The organism is Mycobacterium sp. RTGN5 (assembly GCF_033804465.1).
GTDB lineage: Bacteria > Actinomycetota > Actinomycetes > Mycobacteriales > Mycobacteriaceae > Mycobacterium.
Map to the genome: position 1 here is coordinate 57,194 of NZ_JAPZLA010000001.1, position 18,477 is coordinate 75,670.

19 protein-coding genes are annotated in these 18,477 nt (G+C 67.0%); 12 read left to right on the plus strand and 7 right to left on the minus strand.

Going from position 1 to position 18,477, the window contains the following annotated elements; all coding sequences use genetic code 11:
* Positions 1 to 35 precede the first annotated feature (35 nt).
* Together SLQ31_RS00245 and SLQ31_RS00250 are read right to left on the minus strand one after the other, a co-directional pair.
* A complete protein-coding gene (locus SLQ31_RS00245) occupies positions 36 to 1,097 on the minus strand; it encodes a phosphotransferase family protein (RefSeq protein ID WP_319428603.1) in 1,062 nt (353 codons plus the stop codon).
* Complete coding sequence (locus SLQ31_RS00250) at positions 1,097 to 2,257, minus strand: hypothetical protein (RefSeq protein ID WP_319428604.1); 1,161 nt, start codon at positions 2,255 to 2,257, stop codon at positions 1,097 to 1,099. The genes SLQ31_RS00245 and SLQ31_RS00250 overlap by 1 nt, the downstream gene beginning before the upstream one ends.
* A 39-nt stretch (positions 2,258 to 2,296) precedes the next feature.
* Here SLQ31_RS00250 and SLQ31_RS00255 point away from each other — a divergent pair, with 39 nt between their 5' ends.
* Together SLQ31_RS00255 and SLQ31_RS00260 are read left to right on the plus strand one after the other, a co-directional pair.
* Positions 2,297 to 2,920, plus strand: coding sequence for a TetR/AcrR family transcriptional regulator (locus tag SLQ31_RS00255; protein ID WP_319428605.1), 624 nt, complete (start codon positions 2,297 to 2,299; stop codon positions 2,918 to 2,920).
* A 44-nt stretch (positions 2,921 to 2,964) separates the two neighbouring features.
* Positions 2,965 to 4,023, plus strand: coding sequence for a phosphotransferase (locus SLQ31_RS00260; RefSeq protein ID WP_319428606.1), 1,059 nt, complete (start codon positions 2,965 to 2,967; stop codon positions 4,021 to 4,023).
* On the opposite strand, the gene SLQ31_RS00265 is transcribed toward SLQ31_RS00260, so the two are convergent.
* From SLQ31_RS00265 to SLQ31_RS00275, 3 genes are all read right to left on the minus strand, one after another.
* Positions 4,020 to 4,937: a hypothetical protein gene (locus tag SLQ31_RS00265; protein WP_319428607.1), complete on the minus strand. Its 918-nt coding sequence runs from the start codon at positions 4,935 to 4,937 to the stop codon at positions 4,020 to 4,022. The genes SLQ31_RS00260 and SLQ31_RS00265 overlap by 4 nt on opposite strands.
* A gap of 63 nt (positions 4,938 to 5,000) precedes the next feature.
* Positions 5,001 to 6,209, minus strand: a complete 1,209-nt coding sequence (locus tag SLQ31_RS00270; protein WP_319428608.1) for an FAD-dependent oxidoreductase — start codon at positions 6,207 to 6,209, stop codon at positions 5,001 to 5,003.
* Positions 6,210 to 6,237: 28 nt separating this feature from the next.
* The gene (locus tag SLQ31_RS00275) at positions 6,238 to 8,166 is read right to left on the minus strand and encodes a potassium transporter Kup (RefSeq protein ID WP_319428609.1); all 1,929 of its coding nucleotides are present in this window, start codon (positions 8,164 to 8,166) and stop codon (positions 6,238 to 6,240) included.
* Between the two features lie 98 nt (positions 8,167 to 8,264).
* Between SLQ31_RS00275 and SLQ31_RS00280 the strand changes: the two genes are divergently transcribed.
* The 4 genes from SLQ31_RS00280 to SLQ31_RS00295 are packed head-to-tail and all read left to right on the plus strand — an operon-like array spanning position 8,265 to position 11,617.
* Positions 8,265 to 9,005: a (Fe-S)-binding protein gene (locus SLQ31_RS00280; protein WP_319428610.1), complete on the plus strand. Its 741-nt coding sequence runs from the start codon at positions 8,265 to 8,267 to the stop codon at positions 9,003 to 9,005.
* A complete protein-coding gene (locus tag SLQ31_RS00285; RefSeq protein WP_319428611.1) occupies positions 9,005 to 10,468 on the plus strand; it encodes a lactate utilization protein B in 1,464 nt (487 codons plus the stop codon). Before SLQ31_RS00280 ends, SLQ31_RS00285 begins: the two co-directional genes overlap by 1 nt.
* Positions 10,465 to 11,127 carry a LutC/YkgG family protein gene (locus SLQ31_RS00290; RefSeq protein WP_319428612.1) on the plus strand — a complete coding sequence of 221 codons (663 nt, stop codon included), beginning with the start codon at positions 10,465 to 10,467 and terminating at the stop codon, positions 11,125 to 11,127. Before SLQ31_RS00285 ends, SLQ31_RS00290 begins: the two co-directional genes overlap by 4 nt.
* A gap of 37 nt (positions 11,128 to 11,164) precedes the next feature.
* Positions 11,165 to 11,617 (plus strand): hypothetical protein, encoded by a 453-nt coding sequence (locus SLQ31_RS00295; RefSeq protein WP_319428613.1) that lies wholly within the window; start codon positions 11,165 to 11,167, stop codon positions 11,615 to 11,617.
* Here the strand turns inward: SLQ31_RS00295 and SLQ31_RS00300 are convergent.
* Positions 11,614 to 12,480, minus strand: a complete 867-nt coding sequence (locus SLQ31_RS00300; RefSeq protein WP_319428614.1) for a rhomboid family intramembrane serine protease — start codon at positions 12,478 to 12,480, stop codon at positions 11,614 to 11,616. The two genes, SLQ31_RS00295 and SLQ31_RS00300, sit on opposite strands and share 4 nt — an antisense overlap.
* Positions 12,481 to 12,524: 44 nt before the next feature.
* On the minus strand, positions 12,525 to 14,285 hold the full coding sequence (locus SLQ31_RS00305) for an N-acyl-D-amino-acid deacylase family protein (protein WP_319428615.1): 1,761 nt from the start codon (positions 14,283 to 14,285) through the stop codon (positions 12,525 to 12,527).
* 382 nt (positions 14,286 to 14,667) lie between these two features.
* Between SLQ31_RS00305 and SLQ31_RS00310 the strand changes: the two genes are divergently transcribed.
* From SLQ31_RS00310 to lipE, 6 genes are read left to right on the plus strand one after another with little or no spacing between them, the layout of a single operon-like run.
* A complete protein-coding gene (locus tag SLQ31_RS00310) occupies positions 14,668 to 15,105 on the plus strand; it encodes an STAS domain-containing protein (protein ID WP_319428616.1) in 438 nt (145 codons plus the stop codon).
* Positions 15,106 to 15,164: 59 nt separating this feature from the next.
* Entirely contained in the window at positions 15,165 to 15,800 is a 636-nt protein-coding gene (locus tag SLQ31_RS00315; protein ID WP_319428617.1) for a class I SAM-dependent methyltransferase, read from the plus strand.
* Positions 15,801 to 15,837: 37 nt separating this feature from the next.
* A complete protein-coding gene (locus SLQ31_RS00320; protein ID WP_319428618.1) occupies positions 15,838 to 16,245 on the plus strand; it encodes a VOC family protein in 408 nt (135 codons plus the stop codon).
* A 53-nt stretch (positions 16,246 to 16,298) separates the two neighbouring features.
* A complete protein-coding gene (locus SLQ31_RS00325; protein WP_319428619.1) occupies positions 16,299 to 16,706 on the plus strand; it encodes a VOC family protein in 408 nt (135 codons plus the stop codon).
* Positions 16,707 to 16,728: 22 nt separating this feature from the next.
* Positions 16,729 to 17,217 carry a peroxynitrite isomerase gene (locus SLQ31_RS00330; RefSeq protein WP_413641488.1) on the plus strand — a complete coding sequence of 163 codons (489 nt, stop codon included), beginning with the start codon at positions 16,729 to 16,731 and terminating at the stop codon, positions 17,215 to 17,217.
* Positions 17,214 to 18,461: a lipase LipE gene (gene lipE / locus SLQ31_RS00335; protein ID WP_319428621.1), complete on the plus strand. Its 1,248-nt coding sequence runs from the start codon at positions 17,214 to 17,216 to the stop codon at positions 18,459 to 18,461. The genes SLQ31_RS00330 and lipE overlap by 4 nt, the downstream gene beginning before the upstream one ends.
* The last annotated feature ends 16 nt before the right edge of the window (positions 18,462 to 18,477 follow it).

Sequence of the window (18,477 nt, forward strand, 5' to 3'; positions counted from 1 at the left end):
GCGATTTCGGCGCGATTTCGTTCGCTCAGCGGCGGTTAACGCGCCGAAATCGCTCGGGACGGTAGAACGGGGCCGTCATCCAGCTTGTCGGTGACTCCCAGCTCAGCCAGGCCGAGCTGGGTGAGCAGCGAGATGCCGTGCGCGTTCAGTACGAACCGCTCGTCGTCGCTGGCTCCGCTGTCGTACAGCATCGATCCGATCAGGCAGATCACCGCCATCTTGAAGGCATTCAGCGCCCGGTACCACGGCCGATTGGCCGGGGTGATCCCGCTGGCCGCCTGGTAGTGCGCGAGGAACTCGTCGATGCTCGGCGCGGCGGGATGACTGGTGATCCCGACCGGCTGCATCCACAGCAGTTCCATCCAGCCGAGATCGGTCAGCGGGTCGCCCACGCCGGTCAGCTCCCAGTCGAACACCGCACTGACCTCGGCGCCCACGAAGGCGAAGTTGCCGGGCTTCGCGTCCCCGTGCACCAGAGTCACGCCTGCGTACTGCTCGGGCGTGCTCCCCCGCAACTCCGAGAGCAGCCGTTCCAGCGCGGGCAGCGGACCCTGCTGAACCCGGTGCATCTCGTCGGCCCAGTGCGCGATCTCCCGATCGAGGTGATCGCGCCCGTCGCCGAGCCAGTCAAGTCCGGCCGCCGTCAGGTCGACGCTGTGCACGGCGGCGAGCTGCTCGGCCATGCCTTCGCACATCCGCCGGATCGCGGCCTCGGTCACGTCGGGGCCGTCGGGTGCGTGCATCTCGTAGACGTCGCCAGGTACCCGCTGCATGACGAGGAACGGGCGCCCGAGCACCTCACCGGACTCTTCGAGCCACAACACCTTTGGGGCGCGGACCACGGTGTCGCGCAGTGCGGACAGAATGCTGAACTGCCGCGGCAGGTCGTACGGTTCCAGCAGCGCCGGCGGGCGAGGACGCAGCCGGAGCACCACGTCGGTGCGCTCCTGAGTCACGATCGTGAATGTCAGCATCTCGGCCGAGTGCCCGAAGTCGACCCGGTCGAGTCCTTCGATGCCGATGTCGTTGGCGTCGGGAATCTGCGTTCGCAGCCACGACGTGAGCCGCTCGGCGAGGTCGGGGATGGCGGTCGTCATCAGTTGTAGGAGACCTTGTGATCGGATTCGGCGGTCAGGCCCAGCTCGGGCCATACCCCGCCGATCAGGCTTTCCATGATTCCGTAGCCGATGGCGTCACCGTCGCGAACCCGGATCGGGGTGTCGCGGAATTGGCCTAGGACACGCAGATTCTCGTCGGACCAGCAGTCGGCGATGTATTCCCCGTCGAGGTGCAGCGGCCCCTTCCACGAGCCGTGCTTGTGGTCCTTCCACGGTCCGTATCCCCCGGTCTTGAGGAAGAAGCCCGACTCACCGAGCGCCTCGACCTCGATGATGCGCTCCTCGCCGGACTCCAGGAGCATGCGCAGTTCGCCGCCCTTGACGAACCGAGTCGTGTTGTCGTATTTGATGTTCGGCGTCACCCGCCGCACTCGCGCCTGGGTTCCGTCGGCGTCGTTGAGGTAGGCCGAGCTGTACTCCCACGGCCCTTCGACGATGAAAATGGCCGTCTCGTAATAGGTTCCGTCCGGGCGTTGGAAGAATGCCGGCGACCATTTCATCCCGCCACGCATGCCGGCCGGTGCCTTGGGCGCCGGGATCAGGTCGTCCGGTGGTGACCCGATCGCCTGCCGCACTCCCCATGAGTGATCCCGCATGCCGAACCACTCGTCGGGTCTGATGTCGTGGGTCACGCCATCGATGGTCACGGTGCCGGTGGCCCACCCACCCTGGTGGTAGCGGATGACGTCGACGTCGACGCGCCCGGTGTTCCGGTTGCGCACCAGGTTGCGCTCCTCGAAAAACGGTGGCGTCACGCCGGAGAGCACCACGTCGAAGGAGATCGGTTGCACGTCGTTGGGCTCGAGGCGGAAGCGCATCTGACGCAACGGCTCGACGATCTCGAGGTGAATCGGCCCGACGCTGAGAGCCTCAGGAGCCGAACGTAATTCGCGGCTGCCCCGGACCGTCCATTGCTCCCGACCGCGGGAGATGCCGGCAAAGCCGTCGATGATCCCGCGGTTCTGATACTTACCGAGCCCGAAGTCCAGTTGCAGCGAGCCGTCGGTGCGCGCGATCGACGCCCAGATCTTCTCGGTCCACGCCAGGTCGGCCTGCGACAGCGTGGCGAAGGTGTCCACGATCTGGTGATTGAGTCCTTCGTCGGCGCCCAACAGCGGGCCGATGTCCTTGATTGCCACTGATTTACCTTCCTTGCGCCGGGCCGTACGATCTGCCGGATGGGCACAATGAGTCGTCGTTGGGGCGGTGACCGGGCGCTGCTCGACGATGGTGAGGCACGGCAGCGCTTGCTCGAGTCGGCGAGCCGCTGCATCGTGCGCCGTGGCAACACCCAGATCCGGATGGCCGAGGTTGCTGAAGAGGCCGCCGTTGTCCGCTCCACGGTGTACCGCTACTTCGCGTCGCGCGACGATCTTCTGCTGGCACTGCTGCTGCTGCGGATCGACAACGCATTGGCTGACCATGTGGGAGGGCTGCGCCATCCCGAAGAAGCCGTGGCTTCGATTCAGGAACTGGTGCTGGCGCCCGTGCAATCAGTGATCGGCGATCCCCTGAACGAAGCGCTGATGTCCGGGGAGAGCACGGCACTGACGACCGCGCTCGAGATCGGCTCGGAGCAGATCGTGGATGTGATCCTGCGGCACTACGGTCCGCTGTTCGAGCGGTGGCAGGCCGACGGGCAACTGCACGACGACCTCGATCCGCGCGAGACCGCGCGCTGGCTGCACACGACGTCGTTGTTCCTGGTCGCCCCAGCCTGGCGGCACCGGTCGCCAGACGCCAAACGCCGATTCGTCGAGCAGTATCTGCTCCGCGCGCTCGTGCCACAGATCGGACAATAGTCGGCGATTGTCCGATTTGTGTCCGATGCGCTAACTTTCTCCCGATGAGCACAGACGCCCTGAACATCCCCGCCGGGGTCGACGACCTGACACCGTCCTGGTTCAGTCAGGCCCTGGGCGAATCGGTGACCGCGGTGGAGGTGCTCGATGCCCATTCGGGCACCACCGGCCGTGCCCGGGTGCGTGTGCAGAGCGCGGCGTTGCCGCAGACGCTGTTCGTCAAACTCCAGCCCTTCACTCCCGAGCAACGGACGTTCCTGCGCCAAGTCGGCCTGGGTATTGCCGAGGCACGCCTGTACGCCAACCTCGGAAGCGAACTGCCGGTGCGGATTCCGCGGGTCTGGCACTCCGCGTACGACGCGGCCGACGGCTCGTTCGTCATGGTGCTCGAGGACCTGGTCGCGTCCGGATGCCGGTTCCCCAGTCCGGGCGACGACGGCATCCTCGACGTCGCCCGCTCGGCGATGACCGAGCTGGCTCTTTTGCACGCAACGTATCGCGGTCGCGAAATCCCCTGGCTGGCAACACCGGAAGGCATGCGACGCAAGCCGGACGATCCCAAGACGGCGGCCCGGCGCACGCACTTCATCCGGCTGGCGCTCGACCAGTTCGGCGACGAGATGGGGCCGGCGTTCCGCCGGTTGGCGCAGCTGTACATCGAGCGCTCGGGCGACATCGTCGGGCTATTCGGCGAGGGTGAGCTGACGCTGATCCACGGCGACACCCACAGCGGCAACCTGTTCGTCGACGACGGCCACACCGGCTTCTACGACTGGGCTGTGGTCGGCCGCGGTCCTGGTATGCGTGATGTCGCGTACTTCCTGTGCAATTCGCTGCCGACCGAGGTCCGCCGAGCCGAACAGGACGACCTGCTCGCGCGCTACCGATCCGCGCTGGGGGTGTGCGGTGTTGTGCTCGATGAGCGCACCGCCGCCGACCAGTTCCGCTTGTTCTCGGTGTATTCCTGGATCGCCGCGGTGTCGACCGCGGCGATGGGCTCGCAGTGGCAGCCGATCGAGATCGGCCATGCGGCAATGGTTTTGACCACGACGGCGATTGAGGACCTCGGTGCGGTCGAATTGCTGGAAGACCGTCTTACCTAGCGCCGGGCGCTACGCGCGCTACCGGCCTTGCGGTCGCTGCTCGTGTTGGACGTGCCCGCCTTGGCCGCCGAGCTCGCTGACCGCTTGGCGCCCTGCGGCTTACGCCCGCCGGCGTCTGCTTGAGCAGTAGCGCGGTTCGCGGTCTTCGCCTTGGGCTGCACCTCTGCTGCGGACTTGTCCCCGCTTTCCGCCGTTGGCAACGGGCCGTCGATGTTGCGTGGCGTCACCTTGGCACCCCACGGGGTGAACAGTCCCGGTGGCGCGATCACTGCGCCTTTGCCGTCGAATCCCTCGCCCAGCAAGGGGCCGAGGTCGCCGTACCCACCGTTCAAGAGCCCGTCGATGACGTAGACGGGTGCCTTCAGCACCGCCGCGACAAAACCGGGGATATCCCAGGTGGTCATCGGGCGGAAAATCCCGGCATGCGCCTCCCCAGCCCCGGCGAACGCACTCAGCAGCGGTCCTACGACCCTGATGGCGGCGTACTGGGCGGCCTCGACGAGCTGCCCGATCTCGTCGGAGTACGCCGGGAACTGAGCGGTCAACACGTCGGCCAGCGCATGGGTGAACGGCCCGGACACGAACGGCACTACCGGCAGCAGGAGCAATTCGGCGACCCGCCCGTAGTTGCGCCCGGTCAGCCGCTCGTCGATCCAGTCGTCCTGCACCGTCTTCCACAGCTCGGGGACCTCGGTGCTCAGCGCGTGAGCGCTGGCCCGCAGGGTGTCCACCGCGGCCACGGCCAACGTCTCAACATAGTTGGCGGTGGGCAGGACGTCCGCGGTGACGATCCGCGGCGCGGCGAGCGCGATCTGGTTATCGATCAGGGCCGGCGCCGGCGCCCACCCGAGCACAGCGGCCCCGGCGAGTGCTACCCCAGCGTTGACGGATCGGCGGAATACGTTGTGCCCCATGGGTCGCTGACCGTACTCGAAGGCTGCCGAAAAGGGTGGCGTCCCATTCAGGCGAAGCTTGTGTTACCGCCGGGCGAAGTCCGGCGCGTGTTCGGGCCGCACGCCGACCCCGACGAGGTAGGCCGGGATCACCGACAGCCACGGCAGCCTCTGGATCAATGCCACCGCCGCCGCAGGCGGATTGCCCACTTCCCCGCGCAGGATCGGCGCTACCAGTTGGCGATGCAACACCCGCTGCACCGCCTGGGTGATCGCGGCCGGCGGGAGCCGGCGCCTGCGCACCGCCGCAAGTTCCCGGTCGGTGACGACGCCGCGGCGCAGCGGGTCTGCCAACAGCGTCGCCGCACCGACCGCATCCTGTACGGCCACGTTGATCCCCACCCCGCCGACCGGTGACATGGCGTGCGCGGCGTCGCCGATGCACAGCAGTCCGTCGGTGTGCCAACGCTTGAGCATGCTCATCTGCACATCGAGGAACTTCACGTCGTCCAGTGAGGTCAGGCTGTCGATATCGGCTTCCGGAATCAGTTCGGCGAGTTCGGCTTTGAGCACATCCAGGCCGCGCGCCCGCAACTGCCCGTCAATGCCCTTCGGGATCAGGTAGGCGATCTGGAAATAGCCCTCTCGCGGAATCATGATCAACAACCGGCCCGGCGCGATCCGCGGAATCAGGGTGTATTCCGCGCCGGCCTCCCGCGGTAGCCGGAACCACCACACGTCGAACGGGGCCGGATACTCCCGCCCGGTCAGACCCGCACTCCGCCGCACGATCGACCACCGGCCATCGCAGCCCACCGTCAGGTCGGCGCGCAACTCACCATCCCCGTCCGGCGAGGTGTAGGTGACGCCGGCCGTCCGCCCGCCGCTGCGCAGCAGCCCGGTCACCTCGTGGCACATCCGCAGGGTGTAGGTCGGTTCGGCCTGGCCGGCCTCGGCGAGCAGATTCAGCAGATCCCACTGCGGCACCATCGCGACGTACGGATGCGGTTGGCGCAGCCGGCGGAAGTCCACCATGGTCAGCGATTTGCCGTCGACGGTCAGTTCAGCGTGGTCGACCTTGCTTTGCGGCAGCGCGGCGAATCGCGCGCCAAGACCCAGCTCGTCGAGCAACCGCAGTGTCGTGGGATGCACTGTGTCACCGCGGAAGTCACGCAGGAAGTCGGCATGCTTTTCGAGCACCGTGACCTTGATGCCTGCCCTGGCCAACAGCAATCCGAGGACCATGCCGGCGGGGCCGCCGCCGACGATCGCAACCGTGGTGGTGTCGGTCATGGGCCAACCGTAGCTCGCCAGCGGGTGCTCAAACCTCGATTCGTGATCCGATCAGCACCGTCTGATCACCGGGCAGCCCGAAATAGCTCACCGAGTCCGCGGCCAGGAACGACGTCGCGATGAAGAGCCGCTTGCGCCAGGGCGCCATCGTCGGCTGGTCCCCCAGGACCGGCTCGATCTTGGACAGGAAGTACGACACGCGCGTGCAGTCGATCGGGCCGCCGATCAGCGCCGGGTCCACCATCCGCAACGCGGTGGGGACGTCCACCCGTTCCATGTAGCCGAATTGGGCCTTCACGTACCAGATCCCGTCGTCGGGGTCGCCGAGGTCGTCGACGGTGATGCGCTCGTCGTCGGGCACTCGGGGTACCGGCGGCACCACGATCGACAGGATGATGACCCGCTCATGTAGGACGTGGTTGTAGTCGACGTTGGCCCGCATCGACAGCGGTGCGGTCTCGTCCTCGCGGTTGAGGAACACCGCAGTGCCGGGGACCCGCGGATAGGGCGGCTTGTGGGTGTTGATCTCGTCGATGAACGGCTGCAGCGGACCCTCGGCCTTTTCCCGGGCTGCGGCGACGACCTTGCTGCCCCGCTGCCAGGTGATCAGCACGGTGAAGGTCACCAGCGCGATCAGCAGCGGCAACCACGCCCCATGGACGAGCTTGGTCAGGTTGGCGGCCAGGAACATCAGATCCACGGTCAGCAGGGCGCCACCCCCGACGATCACCATCCACAACGGCCACCGCCAGCGGGTGTGCGCGACATAGAGGAACAGCAGAGTGGTGATGGTGATGGTTCCGGTGACCGCCATCCCGTAGGCGTAACCCAGCGCCGCCGAGCTGCGGAAGGCGAACACCAGGATCAGCACCGCCACCATCAGCATGCCGTTGATCCAGGGAACGTAGATCTGGCCGATCGACGATGCCGAGGTGTGCGCGATCCGCAGCCGCGGCAGGTATCCCAGCTGGGCCGCCTGCGAGGCCACCGAGTACGCCCCGGTGATCACTGCCTGGGAGGCGATCACCGTGGCGGCGGTGGCCAGGATCGCCATCGGCAGCTCCCAGCCGCTGGGCACCAGCAGAAAGAACGGCGCATTGACCACGGTCTGGTCGCCCAGCAGCAGCGCGCCCTGACCGAGGTAGTTGAGGACCAATGCGGGCAGCACCAGGCCGAGCCAGCCCCAGGTGATCGCCTTGCGGCCGAAGTGCCCCATGTCGGCGTAGAGCGCTTCGGCACCGGTCACCGACAGGACGACGGCAGCGAGCGCGAAGAACGCGATGTGGAAGTGGCCGAAGATGAATTCGAGCGCGTACGTCGGGGACAGCGCCTTCAAAATCTGCGGGTGACCGGCGATCCCGCGCAGCCCGCACGCCGCGATCACGATGAACCACACGATCATCACCGGGCCGAAGTACCGGCCCACCGCGGCGGTGCCACGTTTTTGCACGGCGAACAGCCCGACGATGATGACGGCGGTGATCGGCACCACCCAGTCCGACAGCGACGGATCGACGAGCTTCAGGCCTTCAACGGCGGAGAGCACCGAGATTGCCGGTGTGATCATGCTGTCGCCGAAAAATAGTGCCGCACCGAGGATTCCGAGCGCGGACAGGGCGCTGATGACACGCGGACTGGACCGGCTTCCCAGCCTGCGCACCAAGGTGATGAGAGCCATGACGCCGCCCTCACCCTCGTTGTCGGCGCGCATCACCAGCGTCACGTAGGTCAGGGTGACGATGATCATCACCGACCAGAAGATCAGCGACACCACCCCGTAGACGTTGGCGGTGCTGATCGGCACGGGATGCGGATCGCCGGGGTTGAACAGTGTCTGAATGGTGTAGATCGGGCTGGTACCGATGTCGCCGAACACCACTCCGAGCGCACCGACGATCACCCCCGTGCGGGCCTTGTTCGCGACCGAATGCACCGGAACCGCAGCATCTGTGCTCACAGGTCAGTCCTCTTGATCGGTCCGCCCGGCGTCGATCCCCGGCGACGTGGTCGCCAATGGTAGCTGTCAGAACCCGGTGCCGACGTACGGTGGACGAGATGCGCATAGCCCTGTTCGCGACGTGTCTGGCCGACGCGATGTTCCCTGCGGCCGCTATCGCGACTGTCGAATTGCTCGAGCGGTTGGGGCATGAGGTGGTCTTCCCGAACGGGCAGACCTGCTGCGGCCAGATGCACATCAACACCGGCTATCTCGGGCAGGCCACCGCTCTGGTGCGCCACCACGTCGAGGTGTTCGAACGCGAGGATTGCGACGCGGTGGTGGCGCCGTCAGGTTCGTGTGTCGGCTCGGTTCGACACCAGCATGCGATGGTGGCCCGCCGCGCCGGTGACGATGCGCTGGCGCAGCGCGCCGAGACGCTCGCGGCACGCACCTACGAGCTGTCCGAACTGTTGGTTGACGTCCTCGGCGTGACCGACGTGGGCGCCTACTACCCGCACCGGGTCACCTATCACCCCACCTGCCATTCGCTGCGGCTGCTCCGCGTCGGCGACAAGCCCCTACAGCTCCTGCGCCAGGTGCGTGGGCTGACGTTGGTGGAGCTGGTCGAGGCGGAAACCTGCTGCGGGTTCGGCGGTACCTTCGCGATCAAGAACGCCGACACCTCGACGGCGATGTTGGCCGACAAGATGTCGGCGGTCATCGCGTCGAGCGCCGAAGTATGCACCGCCGGTGACAGTTCGTGCCTGATGCACATCGGCGGCGGACTGAGCCGCCTGCGTTCGGCGGTACGCACCGTGCATCTCGCCGAGATCCTCGCCGCGACCGAGGCGCGCTGATGGCCACGTTCCTCGGCGTACCCGGCACCGGCAATCTGCGTGGGACGCAACCGTTTCCGGAGGCGGCACGACGCGAGCTGGCCAACACCCAGATGCGTCGCAACGTCGGGCACGCCACCCACACCATCCGCACCAAACGCCTTGCGGCAGTGGCTGAATGCGCGGACTGGGAAGAGCTGCGTGCGGCGGGCAGTGCGCTCAAAGCCGACGTCATGGCCCGGCTGCCCGAGCTGCTCGAGGAACTGGAAGCCAATGTGGTGGCCCGCGGCGGGGTGGTGCACTGGGCCCGCGACGCTACCGAAGCCAACCAGATCGTGACCGGGTTGATCCGGGACGCCGGTGCCGACGAGGTCGTCAAGGTCAAGTCGATGGCGACGCAGGAGATCGGTCTCAACGAGCACCTGGAGGCCGAGGGCATCGCGGCGATCGAGACCGACCTGGCCGAACTGATCGTCCAACTCGGCCACGATAAACCCAGTCACATTCTGGTTCCGGCGATCCATCGCAACCGCGCCGAGATCCGCGAGATCTTCGCCAGGGAGATGCCGGATGCCGGTGAGTTGACCGACGAACCGCGGGTGCTCGCGATGGCGGCCCGAGCACACCTGCGGCGAAAGTTCCTCTCCGCCAAGGTCGCTGTCAGCGGGGCGAACTTCGGTGTCGCCGAGACCGGCACCCTGGCCGTCGTCGAATCCGAGGGCAACGGCCGGATGTGCCTGACCCTGCCGCAGACCCTGATCACGGTGATGGGCATCGAGAAGGTGGTGCCGCGGTTCACCGATCTCGAGGTGTTCATGCAGCTGCTGCCGCGCTCGTCGACCGCCGAACGGATGAACCCCTACACCTCGATGTGGACCGGCGTGCACCCCGGCGACGGCCCGCAAGAATTCCATCTGGTGCTGCTGGACAACGGCCGCACCGCCGTGCTCGGCGATCCGGTCGGCCGCGCCGCCCTGCACTGCATCCGCTGCAGCGCCTGCCTCAACGTCTGCCCGGTCTACGAACGCACCGGCGGGCACGCCTACGGCTCGGTCTATCCGGGCCCGATCGGTGCGATCCTGAGCCCGCAGCTGACCGGGACGCACGGGCACGACGACCCCAATGCCTCGCTGCCGTACGCCTCGTCACTGTGCGGCGCGTGCTTCGACGCCTGCCCGGTGCGGATCGACATCCCGGCGATCCTGGTGCACCTCCGTGCCGCCCAGGTCGACGGCCACCGGCTGCCGAGGTCCGGACAGGATCTGGCGATGCGGGCCGCCGCGTGGGCGATGGCGTCCCCGACGAGGTTCGCCGCCGCCGAGAAGCTGCTGGCCGCCGGGCGGCTGGTGGCCGGCGCCGACCACCGGATCACCGCACTGCCCTGGCCCGCATCCCGCTGGACCACCAGCCGCGACGTCCCCGCGCCGCCCGCGGAGACCTTTCGGCAATGGTGGGCGCGCACCCGCGGCGAGGCGTCCCGATGACTGAGACTCGCCGCATCGTCCTCGAGCGGATCCGCGGCGCGCTGGCCGCCGCCCCGCCCGAACCCGTGCAGGTGCCTCGCGACTACGAGCGACAACCCGCACACGGGCCCGGTGACCCCGACCGTTTCGCCGAAATGGTGGCCGAATACCGCGCGCAGGTGCTGCGTGTCGACGCCGCCGCGATCGCCGCCACCATCGCCGCACTGACGGGTCCCGACACCCCGGTGGCGATCCCGTCCGGGCTGCCCGCCGAGTGGGTTGAGGGAATCCACGCAGTCGTCGACGATCCCGAAAACCCTTTAGCGGTAACCGAACTCGACCGTGTCGGTGCGGTCGTCACCGGGTGTGCGCTGGGCATCGCGGCCACCGGAACGATCGTCCTCGACGCAGGGCCGACGCAGGGCCGGCGCGCGCTGACCCTGGTCCCCGACCACCACATCTGCGTGGTCTTCACCGACCAGATCGTCGACACCGTGCCCCAGGCGTTCGCCGCCCTCGACCCGCGCCACCCGCTGACGTTCATCTCCGGACCGAGTGCGACCAGTGACATCGAGCTCAGCCGTGTCGAGGGCGTGCACGGCCCGCGAACCCTCGACGTGCTCCTGGTCACCGGAGTGACATTGCAGATTCCGCTCGATTCAGGTGACCAGACCGCTTAGATTTCATGGTCGGACCACCTAAGAAGGGAGCCCGCCCATGCGGATGTTGGCGATAGGCGTTGCGCTCACGGCGGCGGCGGTGACGTTGGCCCCGCCGGCATCCGCGGAACTGTGGCCGGGCAACTACAACTTCATCATCCCGGACCGGCGCGACTTCCATACCTGGGTGTGGGCGGCCAACCCCTGCCCGCAGCAGATTGTGTTCTCGCCGACCTGCGTCCGCGTCTCGGCCAACCCTGCACCGATCGCCAAGGCCTACGCCTGGTACGGCATCGCGACGCTGGCTAACGGGCAGTACACGATGACCGTCGACGTCCCGGACGGAGTGCGCTGCGGCGACATCTATTACGGACCGACGATCCCCACCCACGACGTCTATACGTGGAATGCGACGACGTTGTCCGGGATATTGCAGTCGTCGTTCGACGCCGGTTGCGACGGCGCGCCGGGCGGCACGTTCACCTACCCGTTCTGGCTGACCCGGCTCTAGCCAGTGATGAGCGACCCGTACTGGTCGATCAACTCGGCTGTGCGCCAGTAGATCAGCGCGGCGAACACCACCAGTACGGCCGCGCATGCCCCGCCCTGCACCAGATTGCGGTGGCGTTCACGGGGTGTGTAGACGAAGAGCGCGGCGATCAGCGCCCCGGTGATCAGCCCGCCGACATGGCCCTGCCAGCTGATCGTCGGCACGGTGAACGTCAGCACCAGGTTGGCCACGATGATCGCGATCAACCACTTCATGTCCATATTGAGCCGCTTGGCGAGGACGAACGTGGCCCCGAACAAACCGAAGATCGCACCCGAGGCGCCCGCCGTTGCGGCGCCGATCGGGGCCAGCAGATAGACCAGAACCGACCCACCCAGCAAGCTGAGCCCGTAGAGCGTGCCGAACCGCAACCGGCCCAGCCAGGCCTCCAGCGGCGGGCCGATGACATACAGCGCCCACATGTTGAACAGCAGATGCAGCACGCCGTAGTGCATGAACCCCGAGGTGATCAACCGGTAGTGCTCGCCGCCGGCCACCCCGGGGGCCCACAGCACGAGTTCGCGCTCAAGGTTTTTCGAGGTCATCTGCAGCACGAACATCAGCACGTTGATCGCGATCAGCGCGTAGGTGACGAGCGGCTGCCCGGAGCGCCGGATGCCACCGGCGCCGGTGCGAATCGGGCGCACACTCTGCGCGGCCTGGGCCACGCAGTCGGGGCACTGGTGGCCGACGGCGGCGTCGCGCATGCACTCGGGGCAGACGGGTCGCTGACAGCGCGCGCACGACACGTAGGTCGGGCGGTCGGGATGGCGGTAGCAGGTCGGTGTGCCTGCCGGAGTTTGCGGTGTGTAGGGGATGCTCATGGTCTTGCCACCGAAGATACTGTGCCGCGCAAGCGGCACAGCACTCAGCGCACGCCGCGCAGTACTTTGCCCGGCCGGGCTCCGGTGTCCGCGCCGTTGCGGCGGGTCACGACACCGCTGACGACGGTGGCGTCGTAGCCGCTGGCGCCCTGGATCAGCCGCTTGCCGCCGGCCGGCAGGTCGTAGGCCATCAACGGCACGCCCAGCGACAGCGCATCCATGTCGATGACGTTGACGTCGGCCTTCTTGCCGGCTTTCAGCACTCCCCTGTCGGTGAGGCCGAACAGGGTGGCGGTGTCGAGGGTCTGCTTGCGCACCACGTATTCCAGCGGGAAGCGCGGGCCGCGGCTGCGGTCACGCGCCCAGTGGGTCAGCATGAACGTCGGATACGACGCGTCGCAGATCAGGCCGCAGTGCGCGCCGCCGTCGGACAGCCCGGACACCCCGGCGCGGTGCGACATCATCTCGTGGATGGCGTCGTGGTTGCCCTCGACGTAGTTGAAGAACGGCATCATCAGCATCGCTGTGCCGTTGGACTCCAGCATGAGGTCGTACATCGTGGCCAACGGGTCCTCGCCGCGAGACCGGGCGATCGCGCCGACGGTCTGATCCGGCGTCGGCTCGTAATCCGGGGGGTCGCCGATGGCGTAGATGCTGTCGGGGGCGTGCTGGATCATCGCGTACAGCGCGTCAAACAGCGGAAGCGGTTGCGGTGGCAGATCGGTGTCGGCCAGGATCGCGGCCCGCACCGCAGGATCGGCGAGACGCACACCCAACTCCTGCGGGCTCAGCTCGGCTTTCAACTTCCGGAACGTGGGCCGGTGAGTGAAGGCGTGATACCCGGCGAACCCGAACAACATGCCGAAGGGGCGGGCGGCGAACTGGGGGTGCACACGGATTCCGTCGTCGAGGGCTCGACCGGCGATGTCGAGCTGCTTTTTCCACAGGTCGGGCGCGGACTGTGTCTGCACCATCGCGAAGGACAGCGGCCGGTCGATCTCGGCCGCCAGCCGGACCATCCAGTCCAGCTCTCGCATCGGGCCGTCGAGGTTCTCGCCCGCGGTGCCGGCGGGGGCCACTTCGAAGACGGCCTGCCCGCCGCGGGCCATCGCCCGTCCGAGCGCGAACAGTTCGTCCTCGGCGGCGTACGTGCCGGGCACCGGTTCACCGTCGATGGCGCGGTGGGCTTCGGTCCGGGAGGTGGAAAAGCCCAGTGCGCCGCCCTCGATGGCCTCCTGGACGATGCGCGCCATCACGGCGATGTCGTCTTCGGTCGCCGCTTCGTTGCGGGCACCGCGGTCCCCCATCGCGTAGCCGCGGACGGCGCCGTGAGGGACCTGGGTCCCGAAATCGACTGCAAGCGACTGCTTTTCGACGACGTCGAGGTACTCCGGGAAGCTCTCCCAGCCCCACTTGATGCCTTCGGTCAATGCCGTGCCGGGGATGTCCTCGACACCCTCCATCAGCTCGATGAGCCACTGCTCGCGGCCGGGCCGCACCGGGGCGAAACCCACCCCGCAGTTGCCGCTGACCACGGTGGTGACGCCGTGCTGGCTGCTGGGTTCGAGCAGACCGTCCCAGCTGATCTGGCCGTCGTAGTGGGTGTGGATGTCGACGAAACCGGGCGTGACGAACTTGCCGGTGGCATCGATGCGCTCGGCGGTCTCGCCCTGCAAGCCGCTGTCGTCGCCGTCGCGCCGGCGGACTTCGACGACCCGGCCGTCCTTGATGCCGATATCGGCCCGGAAAGGCTTGTCGCCGGTGCCGTCTACGACAGTGCCACCAGTGATCGTCAGGTCGTACATCTATGCCTCCTCGACGGTGCGCCGACAGCCAGGGTAATCCTCGCCACCTGCGTTGGTAGACACAATTCCAAAACTGTCATTAATGTCGACCGATAGTTAACCTACGGAATCAATTGTTATTTGCGTAAATATTTGCCAAATCTGCATGATCGCGTCCCATTTCCGGGACACGTGAATCGCACCTGAAGTGCAGCTATTGGCATGAGAAACAATTTCTAGCTCCGCAACGAAATCCGTAGTACATTTCCCTCAGGTTGAGTTCACAGCCGCCCGGAGATGCCAATGCGCGAGGGCCAAAGAGCTCTCGCAGCGAAGTCTCGACACGAGCTTCCACCAGGCCAACCCGGCAGCATTGCGGAACACACACATATTTGGAGGCGTGATGTCTGTTGCCACCGCCGCGACACCCCTGGGTATTACCCGCCTGGGCCGTGACCGCGCTGATCACGGGTTATTCCGGGCTCGAGAGCTCAGCGCGACGACCGTTCTCGTCGCCGCAGTCGGCGAGATCGACGCGTCGAACTCCGGTGACCTGCTCAAGTACGTCGAGAAGCTTCTGCCGGACTACGACCAGCTGGTACTGGATCTGTCGCGACTCAGCTTCTTCGCAACCGACGGCTACGCGACCCTGCACAGCATCCATGCGCGCTGCTCAAAGCGCGGAATCGATTGGGTGCTGGTCCCCGGCCCGGAAGTCAGCCGGGTGCTGCACATCTGCGATCCCGACGAGCTTTTCAGCACCGCGGGCAATATCGTCTCGGCGGTCGCCGCACTGGCCCGCGGCCCGCACACCCACCTGCAGCTCGCTCCTGCCAAGTAGTCCCAGGGCCGCTTCCTACACTGGCCGGTGTCGGTCAGTTCAATCGGAAGCGGGCAGCCATGGCGACACACGGTCGCAATCTCAACGACGTTGTGACGCGGTTCTGGACCATCGCCGCGCCGCTCTACGACCACCCAAGCCTCCAGCAGTGGGTCTACCGGCCAGCCCAGGACGAGGTGATCGACGAGTTGCGTGCACACGGCGCCCGCAAGATCGCTGACATCGCTTGTGGCACAGGCATTCTCGCGGCCCGCATCGCAGAAGAGCTGGAGCCCGACGAGATCTACGGCGTCGACATGTCCGACGGCATGCTGCGCCAGGCCCGAGCCCGCTCACCCCAGGTGGACTGGCGCAAAGGCCCGGCCGAACAGCTGCCTTTCGACGACGGAGCACTGGATGCCGTGGTCTCGACATCGGCGTTCCACTTCTTCGACCAGCCGGCGGCGATGCGCGAATTCCACCGGGTGCTGCGACCGGGCGGCCTGGCGGCGGTCGCGACGATCAGCCCGCCCCAACTACCCCTGCTCGGGCGGCTGACCAGCTCGCGGTCCAGCGCCGCACACAATCCCTCGCCGCAGGAGATGCGCACCCTGTTCACCGATGCCGGGTTCACGATCAGCGACCAACGCCGAGTCGACCGGCCGCTGTGGACCAGAGGCGTGTGGGACCTGATCACCATCGGTGAGACCGCCTAACGTTTGCTGTGAAGCGATCGTCGTACTCTTGACCACCATGGCCATCGAGCTGCTCGCCCAAAGTGTCGAAATCGGTGTGGTCACCACCAACCTGGATCCGATGGTCGAGTTCTACGAGAACTTCCTCGGCCTGCCTTTCCAGCTCGACCTCGAGTTCCCCGGCGGCACGATGAAGCGCTACCTGATCGGGGACAACACCCTCAAACTGGTGACCTACGACGACCCGCCTCCCGAGGAGGTGTCGCCCGGCGGCGGGCGCGCTCAGACCGGCGTTCGTTACCTCTCCCTGGTGGTCAAAAACGTGTCCGAGGTCGCCGAGCAGGTGACCGCCGCCGGATACCAGATCGTCGAGCCGCTCACGCCGTTCACCGCTCTTCCCGGCATCGGCTGGCTGTTCGTCGCCGACCCCGACGGCAACTGGGTGGAACTCGCCGGACCGATGTAAATCTCGCGCGGCTATTCTTCCGACGTCAGCCGAACTCAGCGCGGAGGAGCACCATGGCCATCGATCTACTCGCCAAGAACATCGAAGTCGGTTTGGTCACCACCAATCTCGACGCCATGGTCGAGTTCTACGAGAACTTCCTTGGCCTGCCCTACACCGGCGACCTCGATTTCCCCGGCGGCACGATGAAGCGCTACGCACTCGGTGACAACGTGCTCAAGCTGATCACCCTCGACCAGCCGCCTGCCGCACCGGCGACACCGGGTGGTGGGCCGGCCGCCGCAGGCATCCGCTACTACACCGTGGTGGTGGCCAGCACGACGAAAGCCGCCGAGCAGGTGAAGGCCGCCGGATACGAGATCGCGCAGGAACTGGCCGAGTTCACCCCGGTCCCCGGCATGGGCTGGATGTTCGTCGCCGACCCCGACGGCAACTGGGTCGAGCTCGTCGGACCGCTCTGATCCCAGCGGGTCGTACCCTGGGATGGTGCCCGACCTGCATCCCGACCTCGCGGTCCTCGCTCCCCTACTGGGCACCTGGGCAGGGGCCGGCGCCGGTGAGTACCCGACCATCGACTCGTTCGGTTACCGCGAGGAGATCACGTTCGGACATGTCGGCAAGCCCTTCCTGACCTACTCGCAACGCACCCGCGCCACCGACGACGGGCGGCCCCTGCACGCCGAAACCGGCTATCTCCGGCTGCCTGCGCCCGGTCGGATCGAACTGGTCGTGGTGCACCCCACCGGCGTCACCGAGATCGACGAGGGCACGCTGGCCGTCACGGCCGGCGTCGTGACCATCGAGGTGGCCTCGACGACCATCGGTCTCACCGGATCCGCGAAAAGCGTTACCGCCCTGACCCGTTCGATCGACGTCATCAGTGACCAGCTGACCTACCGCCTGTCGATGGCCGCAGTCGGCTTGCCCCTCACCCACCATCTGGCCGCGACGCTGCGCAGGCAGCTCGGGTGAGCTACTCCCCCGCCCGCGAGGGACGGATCCGCGTTCCGACCGACCTCGATGCCGTCACCGCTGTCGGCGCCGAGGACCACAGCGAGTTCGCGGCGGCCACCGCCGACCGGATCTGGCAGTCGGTGCGGCACTGGTATGCCGCGGGCATGCACCCGGCCATCCAGTTGTGCCTGCGCCACAACGGAAAAGTCGTGCTCAACCGCGCGATCGGTCACGGCTGGGGCAACGGGCCCGCCGACCCGCCCGACGCCGAGAAAGTCCCGGTCACCGTCGCGACGCCGTTCTGCGTGTACTCCGCGGCAAAGGCGATCAGCACGACGGTGGTGCACATGCTCGTCGAGCAGGGCCACTTCTCACTCGATGACCGGGTCTGCGACTACCTGCCGAGCTACACCAGCCACGGCAAGCACCGCACGACCATCCGGCACGTGATCACCCACAGCGCCGGGGTGCCGTTCGCGACGGGTCCGCGCCCGAACCTCAAGCGGATGAACGAGAGCGACTACGCCCGCCAAATGCTGGGTGAGCTCAAACCCATCCACCGACCCGGGTTGATGCACATCTACCACGGTCTGACCTGGGGCCCGTTGGTCCGCGAGATCGTCTCGGCGGCCACCGGGCGCAGCATCCGCGACATCCTGGCCGACGAGATCCTGGATCCCTTGGGATTTCGCTGGACGAATTACGGTGTCGCCGAACAGGATGTCCCTCTGGTCGCCCCCAGTCACGTGACCGGCAAGCCACTGCCCGCCCCGCTGGCCGCCGCGTTCCGCACCGCCGTCGGGGGCACGCCACAGCAGATCATCCCGTTCTCCAACACTCCGCTTTTCCTTACCGGAGTCATCCCGTCGTCCAGCACCATCTCGACCGCCGACGAACTGTCCCGGTTTGCCGAAATACTGCGCCGCGGGGGTGAACTCGACGGGATACGGGTCATGCGGGAAGACACGCTACGGGCCGCGGTAGCACCCGCCCGGCGGTTGCGGCCGGACATCGCGACCGGGCTGGCACCGATCCGCTGGGGCACCGGTTACATGCTGGGGTCCACCAGGTTTGGGCCGTTCGGGCGCAACGCGCCTGCCGCGTTCGGCCACACGGGGCTGACCAACATCGCGGTGTGGGCGGATCCGGAGCGGCGGCTGTCGGCCGGTCTGATCAGCAGCGGTAAGCCCGGCAGCCACCGCGAAGCGGGTCGCTACACCGAGGTGCTCGACCGCATCAGCGCGGAGATTCCCCGCGCTTAAGTTGAATTGTGCCCAT